This window comes from Halomonas sp. BM-2019 (genome assembly GCF_017584085.1).
Genome location: NZ_CP071922.1, coordinates 4,053,190 through 4,061,025, shown reverse-complemented (window position 1 = coordinate 4,061,025; position 7,836 = coordinate 4,053,190). Strand labels below are relative to the sequence as shown.

The following is a 7,836-nucleotide window of genomic DNA, read 5'->3' as shown; positions in this document are numbered from 1 at the left end:
GGCGGCGGCGCGGCAGCAGGCGGGTGTCGGTGTGCAGCACCACCTCGTTGGCCCGGTAGGGCAGCGCGCCGAGGATCTCGCGCTCGGCGCAGCTCGGGTCCTCCAGCAGGGCCAGGGCCTGGTCGGCGTGGCAGGCCAGCACCACCTCGTCGAAGCGCTCGGTGCCGTCGTCGGTGCGTAGTTCGACGCCGTCGGCCAGGCGGCGGATGCCGCGCACCGGGGTGGCGAGCCGGATGCGGCTGGCATAGGGGGCGGTGAGGGCCGGGATGTAGCTGCGCGAGCCGCCCACCAGGGTGTACCACTGGGGGCGGTCGTTCACCGACAGCAGGCCGTGGTGATGGAAGAAGCGCACGAAGAACTGCAGCGGGAAGTCGCGCAGGTCCTTGAGGCTGGCCGACCAGATGGCGGCGCCCATGGGCAGCAGGTAGTGGCGCTGGAAGGCCTCGCCGTAGCCGTTGGCCTCGAGCCACTCGCCGAGGGTCATGGCCGGGGCCAAAGTGCCAGCCTCCAGCGCCCGGGTCGCCTCGCGGTTGAAGCGCAGGATGTCGCGCAGCAGGCGGTAGAAGCTCGGGCGCAGCAGGTTGCGGCGCTGGGCGAAGAGGCTCGCCAGGGTGTGGCCGTTGTACTCGAAGTCCCGCGCCGTCTCGTGCACCGAGAAGCTCATCTCGGTGGGCTGGGTGAGCACCCCGAGACGCGCCAGCAGGCGCTGGAAGTGGGGGTAGGTCCAGTCGTTGAAGACGATGAAGCCGGTATCGATGGTGTAGTGGTGCCCGTCGAGCTCGACGTCCACGGTGGCGGTGTGGCCGCCCAGGCGCTCCCCGGCCTCGAAGAGGGTGATCCGGTGGCGGCTCGAGAGGTACCAGGCGGCGGCCATGCCGCTGATGCCGCTGCCGACCACGGCGATGCGGCGCTCGGGCCCGGGCGTCCTGGGGTGGCGTTGACGGGCGGTCATGGGGTGGTCTCCGCGGTGGAAGGCTGGCGTACCAGGCGCAGGCCGAGTCGGTAGCGCAGCGCCGGGGGCAGCAGCCCCATCAGCTTCACCAGCAGGGTGAAGCGGCGCGGGAAGTGGATGTCCAGGCGCCGCCGGGCCAGACCCTCGAGGATCGCCTCGGCGGCCTGCTCGGCCTCGAGGCGCAGCGGCATGGCGAAGTCGTTGCGGTCGGTGAGCGGCGTCTTCACGAAGCCCGGGTGGATCAGGCTGACGTCGATCCCTTCGGCGTGGAGGTCCAGGCGCAGCGCCTCGAGGAAGTGGCTGAGCGCCGCCTTGGAGGCGCCGTAGGCCTCGGCCCGGGGCAGCGGCACGTAGGCCGCGGCGCTGGAGGTGGCGGCGAGCAGCGGCCGACCCCCCTCGGCGCGGGCCCGGCGCAGCAGCGGCAGGGCCGCCTCGAGGCAGTAGACGGTGCCGAAGAAGTTGGCGGCGAAGACCCGCTCCACCAGGTCGACGTCGAAGCGGCGCGCCTCCAGGTATTCGCAGGTGCCGGCGTTGAGCAGCGCCAGGTCGAGGCCGCCGAAGGCCTCCATGAGCGTCTCGCCGGCGTGGGCCACGGCGGCCCGGTCGCTGACGTCCAGGGGCAGCGGCAGGGCGTTGGCGTGGCCCTCGGCCAGCTCGCGCAGCGCCGATTCGCTACGGGCGCTGAGTGCCACCCGATGGCCGTCGGCCAGCAGGCGCAGGGCCAGGGCGCGGCCGATGCCGGAGGTGGCGCCGGTGAGCCAGATGCGTTGCCTGTCGGGAAGGGGCATGGGACCTCCTGAAGCCCGACGCGCGCGTCGGGAAGGACGGCCGCCGAATGCCCTCGGTCAGCCGTCGAGTCGCCGCTTCACCAGCCGTATCGCGCCGCCGAGCAGCGGCAGGCGCTCGTAGAGCAGGGCGCCGGCGTCGAAGTAGTCGCGGTGCCGGGCGACCCGCCCATCCTCGGCGAAGGCCAGGTGGGAGCAGCCCTCGACTTCGATCTCACGCCCGCCGTCGAGCCGCGGATGGGTCAGCCGCAGGGTCCAGGTAACGAAGGCCTGATCGCCCGAACTCTGTCGCTCATGAAAGTCGAAGCGGCACGCTGTCACGTTCTCGTACAGGGTCCTGAAGTAGGCCTCCAGCGCCCTGGCACCCTCGATCCGATGAAGCGGGTCGATAAAGAGTACGTCTGGAGTATAGAACCTGTACACATCTTTTGTACAGTTCTTGTCTAGTTTATTGAAGAAGGCGTAAAAGGCCTCCAGACGCTCGTCTGCTATCGCTGCCATGGGGCTCTCCTTCCGGGGGCGGTCAGTCGGCCTTCAGCGCCTTGAAGGCGTCGAGGGCGCGGGCGCGGGCCGCCTGGTGGTCGACGATGGGGGCGGGGTAGTCGATGCCGCCGAGCAGCTCCCGGGGCGGCGCGTGGCGGGCCTTCGCCGGCAGCTCGGCCAGTGCCGGCAGCCACTCGGCGAGGAAGGCGCCGTCGGGATCGAAGCGCTTCGACTGGGTGGTGGGATTGAAGAGGCGGAAGTAAGGGGCGGCGTCGGTGCCGGTGGAGGCCGCCCACTGCCAGCCGCCGTTGTTGGCGCAGAACTCGCCGTCCACCAGGTGGCGAAGGAAGAAGGCCTCGCCGCGCCGCCAGTCGATCAGCAGGTGCTTGCTGAGGAACATGGCGGTGATCATGCGCAGGCGGTTGTGCATCCAGCCGGTGGCGACGAGCTGGCGCATGGCGGCATCCACGATGGGGTAGCCGGTGCGCCCCGCGCACCAGGCGGCGAAGCCCGCGTCGTCGTCTCGCCAGGCCAGCGCCTCGGTGTGGGCCTGGAAGGGACGGTGGCGGCAGACCCGGGGGAAGCCCACCGCCACGTGGCGGTAGAACTCTCGCCACACCAGCTCGTTGACCCAGACCACCAGGCCCGCATCGCCCTCGGCCAGGCCGCCGTCGTTCTCGGCTAGCACCGCCTGCAGGCACTGGCGGTGGGAGATCATGCCCAGCGCCAGATAGGGCGAGAGCTCGCTGGTGCCGCGGATCGCCGGGAAGTCGCGCTGCTTCGCATAGTGGCGGCCGCGAAAGCGCAGGAAGCGCTCCAGGCGGTCGGCGGCGGGGCCCTCGCCGGCGGGCCACTGGCGGCCGTCGATGGGGGCGTCCTCCAGATCGGGCAGCTCGGGCAGCGCCTCGCTGGCGATGCCGCTGTTGGCCTGGGGGGCGGGGGTGGCGGCCAGGGCCAGGCGTTCCGCCGTCAGCCGGCGATGCCAGGCCTTGGCGAAGGGGGTGAAGACGCCGTAGTAGTCGCCCTTGCCGGTGAGCAGCTCGCCGGGGGCGAAGGCCACGCTGTCGTGGTGGCCCCGGGCCTCGAGCCCCGCCTCCTGGAAGGCGGCGGCCACGGCGGCGTCGCGGCGCTGCTCGTCCAGGGGGTACTCGTGGTTGAAGTGCAGGGCGGTGGCGTCGAACTCACGGGCGATGGCCAGCAGGGCGGCCGGGGCCTCGGCGAAGTCGTCGATGTCGCGATGCAGCAGCGGGATGTTCAGCCCCTCCAGGGTGGCCTTCAGCGCGGCCACGCCGCGGGCGCGGAAGTCCAGCGAGTTGGCGCCGTGGCCGTGGCGCCGCCAGTGGGGCAGGGCGCGCAGGTAGACGGCCACCACCGGCCCCTGCCGGGCGGCCGCGGCCAGGGCGCGGTTGTCCTGCACGCGCAGGTCGCTGCGGAACCAGGCCAGGGTCGGTCGCACGGTCAGGCCGCCGGCAGCAGGGTCTGCAGGCGCGACATCGCCTGGTCCAGGTCGTCGCCCAGCACCGCGACGCGGGTATCGGCCAGGTCGGCCTCACGGATGCGGGCCACCGGCCCGCACAGGGCCACGGGCACCTCAAGCTGTTCCGCCAGGCGCGGCAGCTGGCGCCGCACCAGGTCGGTCCGCCCAGCGTGGCTGCCGGCCATCAGCACGCTGCCGGCGTGGAAGCACTCCACCGCCAGGGGCAGTTCGCCGAAGGGCAGCGGGGCATCCAGCAGCTGCACGCGATAGCCTTGGTCGCTGGCGGCCAGGGCGGCCAGCAGCTGCCACAGGGTGCCCGGGTCGTCGGGCAGGGGCGCCAGCAGCAGCACCGGACCCCGGGCCAGCCCGTTGGCGTGGAGCAGCCGGGTGCCGATGCGGGTGCGCAGGAAGGCCTCCAGGCTCAGGCGCTGCAGGGCATCGCCGAGTTTCTCGCCCCAGCGCTCCTCCAGCTCGCGCACCACCGGCGCCCACAGCTCGGTGATACAGACCGGCACCGGGTAGAGCGACAGGGCCTGGCCGTAGAGCGTCTCGAGCCGGGCCTGATCGAGGGCCTCCACGGCGGTGAGCAGTTGCGCGCGCTGGCCGGGCCAGTCGCTGGCATCGGCGGGTGGTGCCTCGCTGGCCTCGGGCCGGTCGAGCAGTTCGCGTACCTGGCTCACCGGCACGCCGCGATTGAGCCACTGCAGGATCTGCTCGACCCGCTCGATGTCCTCGCGGGCATAGAGGCGGTGCCCCTTGGGGGTGCGCTGGGGCTTGATCAGCCCGTAGCGGCGCTCCCAGGCGCGCTCACGGCTCCCCTGCCGGCCCGGCGCGCCGGGGCGCCGGGGCCTCGATGACGGCGCTGGGCGCGCCCGGCTCGGCCAGGGGGGCAGGGAAGCGCTCGCGGGGGAGGCGCCGGCGGTGGGGGCTGCAGCCATGGGCAAGCGGGGGCGGGGCGTCTGACATGGCGGTCTCCTGTCGCGGTCGGTTCAGATGGCGTCGGCCGCCAGGGCCTTGCCGAGGTGGTGGCCGGAGAGCCAGGCATCCTCGACCCTCGGCCCGCGCCAGCCGTCGCCGCACAGGGCCAGGCCACTGGCCGAGCGGCGGTAGTCGAGGTTGACCGGCTCGCCCTGGGCGAAGACATCGGGCTGGGCGTAGCGCCAGCGATGCGCGCCCAGCGCCCGGGGCTCCGGCAGGCGGATATCGCCGGGCAGCGCCTGCTGGAAGGCGTCCAGCAGCGCCTCCACGATGGTCTCCGGGCTGTCCTCCAGGCGCGCCTCGCTCCACGCCAGGTTGGCCAGCAGGCTGAGGCTCTCGCCCTGCTGGCCGCGCCCGGGCTTGAGCTGGTTGCGGGAGGCGAAGCGCAGTCGCGGGTCGACCAGCCGCACCGCCTGCCAGGCTTCCGCCACGCCGGGCAGCGCGGGCAGGGGGGCGTCGAAGAGCGCCCAGGCGGCCCAGCAGGGGCGCTGGATCACCGCCTCGCAGGCCTCGGCCAGGGTCGCATCATGGGGCGCCACCAGGGCCTGGGCCTGGGGGGAGGGGGCGCTGATCACCACCTGCCGGAAGGGGCCGTGACGCTCGGCGTGCGCGTCCACCAGCCACCACCGGCCGACCGTCCCCTCCAGGCGCTCGATGCGGGTCTCTGCCACCACCCTCAGCCCCTCGGCCAGGTGGCGGGTCACGGCGCTCATGCGCGGGGTACCGCAGAGCCGTTCCAGGTCGTCCTCGTGGTGCTGCCAGTCGCCTCCGACCGCCGACCACAGCGAGGTCGGCCAGGGGGCGATGCAGCCGGCCTTGCGCCAGCCCGCCACGGCACGCCGGAAGGTGTCATCCTTGACGCTGAAGAACTGGGCGCCCAGGTCGACCACGGCCTCGGGAAGACGCCGGCTGGACATGCGCCCGCCCGGGCCCCGGGCCTTGTCGAAGAGGGTCACAGCCAGGCCTCGGGCATCGAGCTCGCGGGCACAGGCCAGGCCGGCGATGCCGGCACCGATGATGGCGATGGAGGTGGCGGGCTGTGAGGTCATGGCGTTCTCGCGCTCGGGGCTTTTCAGCTAGACTAGCAGAAGTGTACAACAGCTGTATAACCCGTGGCAGCAGATAGCAAGGAGATAGCGATGCGAGTCCTGATCACCGGAGGCAGCGGATTCGTGGGCCAGCGGCTGTGCCGTCGCCTGGACGAGGCGGGACATCGCCTGCTGGTGGTGTCTCGTGACCCCGAGGCGGTGAAGGGGCGACTGCCGGAAGGCGCAACCATCCGTCGCTCGGTGCTGGACTTCGTCGACACCCCGCCGGAGGCCATCGTCAACCTGGCGGGGGAATCCATCGCCGCCAGGCGCTGGAGCGACGAGCAGAAGAATCGGCTGATCGAGTCGCGGGTCAATATCACCCGCGACCTGGTGATCCTCTGCGAGCAGCTCAAGGCCAGCGCTGACCGGGCCCCCCGGGTGATGGTGTCGGGCTCGGCCATGGGCTACTACGGCGACCAGGGGGATCGGGAGGTCACCGAGGAGACGCCGCCCCGGGACGAGTTTGCCCATCGGCTCTGCAAGCGCTGGGAAGACACGGCGCGCGAGGCAGCCGACTTCGGTACCCGGGTGGTCCTGCTGCGCATCGGCCTGGTGCTCGATGCCGGCGGCGGCAGCCTGCAGAAGATGCTGCCGCCCTTCAAGCTGGGGCTGGGGGGGCGCTTCGGCAGCGGCAAGCAGTTCATGCCCTGGGTGCATCGCGAGGACCTGGTGCAGGCGATCCTCTTCCTGCTCGACAGCGACGAACTGGAGGGCCCCTTCAACGCCAGCGCCCCGCACCCGGTCACCAACGCCGAGTTCAGCCGCACCCTGGCGAAGCAGCTGGGGCGCCCGGCGTTCTTCCCGGTGCCGGCCTTCGTGCTGGAGACCGTCTTCGGCGAGATGTCGCGGCTGCTGCTCACCGGCGCCGCCATGCGCCCCAGGCGCCTCCAGGAGGCAGGCTTCCAGTTCCGCTTCGAGACCCTGGAAGCCGCCCTGGCGGATATTCTTGGCTAGCGGGACTCATCCCCCGCCGTGACGATGACGCGCACCGCGTCCAGGCGCAGGCGGGTGCCCTCGATGGCCGCGTCCAGCGCCTGGCGCTCGGCGCGCAGCGCCGTGATCTCGTCCTCGCGCACCGCCGGGTTGTGGCGGGCAAGTGCCGTGAGCCGCGCCAGCTCGCCGTCGAGCTCGCCGCGCATACGCCGCTGGGCCGCCTCGACGATGGAGGGCAACTCGCGCTCCGCCTCGGCCTCGCCGCGGTCGAGCAGGTCGCGCAGCACCTCCAGCCGACTGCGGATCAGGTCCCGCGCCATGGCCTTCTTGACCTTCTGCAGGTTCTTCGAGAGCCCGGTGAAGGAGATCTTGTCGGTCAGGTTGGTGCCGGACTCGTCGAGCAGCACCCGCACCGCGGTGGGCGGCAGGAAGCGGTTGAGGTGCAGCTTGCGGGGCGCCGGGCAGTGGGTGCGGAACACCAGCTCCGCCATCACCCGCCCGGCGGGCAGCGCCGGGTGCTTGAGCAGTGCCAGCGCCGTGTTGCCCATGGTGCCGTCGAGGATGCGCCCCATCATCTCGCGCAGCAGCGGGTGCTCCCAGGAGAGGCGCTGGACGTCGTCCCGGGAGAGCGCCCGCAGCCGCGAGAAGGTGGCCGAGAAGCCCTCCTCGCCCTTCACCAGGCCGGGCAGGCCGTCGAGCATCTGCGGGCCGGGCCGCAGGTGCTGGATGCCGCCGCCGAGCTCCTGGCCGTCGACCCCGAAGACGTCCAGGGCCAGGTCCAGGTAACGGGGCAGGGCACGGTCCTCGTCCAGCTCGCGGATCGCCGCGGTCACCGCCTCGGCGCGCTCCGGGCGGCAGGCGTTGAGCTCCAGCAGGCGGTTGCGGCCGGCGTCGCGCTCGGCCAGGCGGCTCGCGAAGAAGGCGCGGGTCTCCTCGACCACCTCGGCCAGGCTCTCCTCGTCGAGCAGGGCGTCGGCCAGGGCGTCGCCGAAAGCATCGAAGAGCTCGCTGCCGATGCCGTGGGGCGCGCGGAAGGCGTCCATGCCGTCGCGGTACCAGCGCAGCAGCCGCTCGCCGGGACTGCCCTCGAACACCGGCACGTGCAGCTCGATAGCGTGGCGCTGGCCGATGCGGTCC

6 protein-coding genes and 2 pseudogenes are annotated in these 7,836 nt (G+C 72.4%); 1 reads left to right on the top strand and 7 read right to left on the bottom strand.

Going from position 1 to position 7,836, the window contains the following annotated elements:
* The 6 genes and pseudogenes from J5F18_RS20125 to J5F18_RS20100 form a co-directional block, all read right to left on the bottom strand.
* Nucleotides 1-874: pseudogene (locus tag J5F18_RS20125) on the bottom strand (FAD-dependent oxidoreductase); the annotation flags it as partial.
* Nucleotides 875-948: 74 nt separating this feature from the next.
* The gene (locus J5F18_RS20120; protein ID WP_346300272.1) at nt 949-1,740 is read right to left on the bottom strand and encodes an SDR family NAD(P)-dependent oxidoreductase; all 792 of its coding nucleotides are present in this window, start codon (nt 1,738-1,740) and stop codon (nt 949-951) included.
* Between the two features lie 57 nt (nt 1,741-1,797).
* Nucleotides 1,798-2,238, bottom strand: a complete 441-nt coding sequence (locus J5F18_RS20115) for a nuclear transport factor 2 family protein (protein ID WP_346300271.1) — start codon at nt 2,236-2,238, stop codon at nt 1,798-1,800.
* Between the two features lie 22 nt (nt 2,239-2,260).
* The gene (phrB, locus tag J5F18_RS20110) at nt 2,261-3,676 is read right to left on the bottom strand and encodes a deoxyribodipyrimidine photo-lyase (protein WP_346300270.1); all 1,416 of its coding nucleotides are present in this window, start codon (nt 3,674-3,676) and stop codon (nt 2,261-2,263) included.
* 2 nt (nt 3,677-3,678) lie between these two features.
* A complete protein-coding gene (locus J5F18_RS20105; protein WP_346300269.1) occupies nt 3,679-4,635 on the bottom strand; it encodes a MerR family transcriptional regulator in 957 nt (318 codons plus the stop codon).
* Between the two features lie 51 nt (nt 4,636-4,686).
* The gene (locus tag J5F18_RS20100; protein WP_346300268.1) at nt 4,687-5,724 is read right to left on the bottom strand and encodes an FAD-dependent oxidoreductase; all 1,038 of its coding nucleotides are present in this window, start codon (nt 5,722-5,724) and stop codon (nt 4,687-4,689) included.
* A 90-nt stretch (nt 5,725-5,814) separates the two neighbouring features.
* Between J5F18_RS20100 and J5F18_RS20095 the strand changes: the two genes are divergently transcribed.
* Complete coding sequence (locus J5F18_RS20095; protein ID WP_346300267.1) at nt 5,815-6,720, top strand: TIGR01777 family oxidoreductase; 906 nt, start codon at nt 5,815-5,817, stop codon at nt 6,718-6,720.
* Here J5F18_RS20095 and J5F18_RS20090 read toward each other — a convergent pair.
* Nucleotides 6,717-7,836, bottom strand: a pseudogene (locus J5F18_RS20090) (RNA polymerase-associated protein RapA); the annotation flags it as partial. The gene J5F18_RS20095 and the pseudogene J5F18_RS20090 overlap by 4 nt on opposite strands.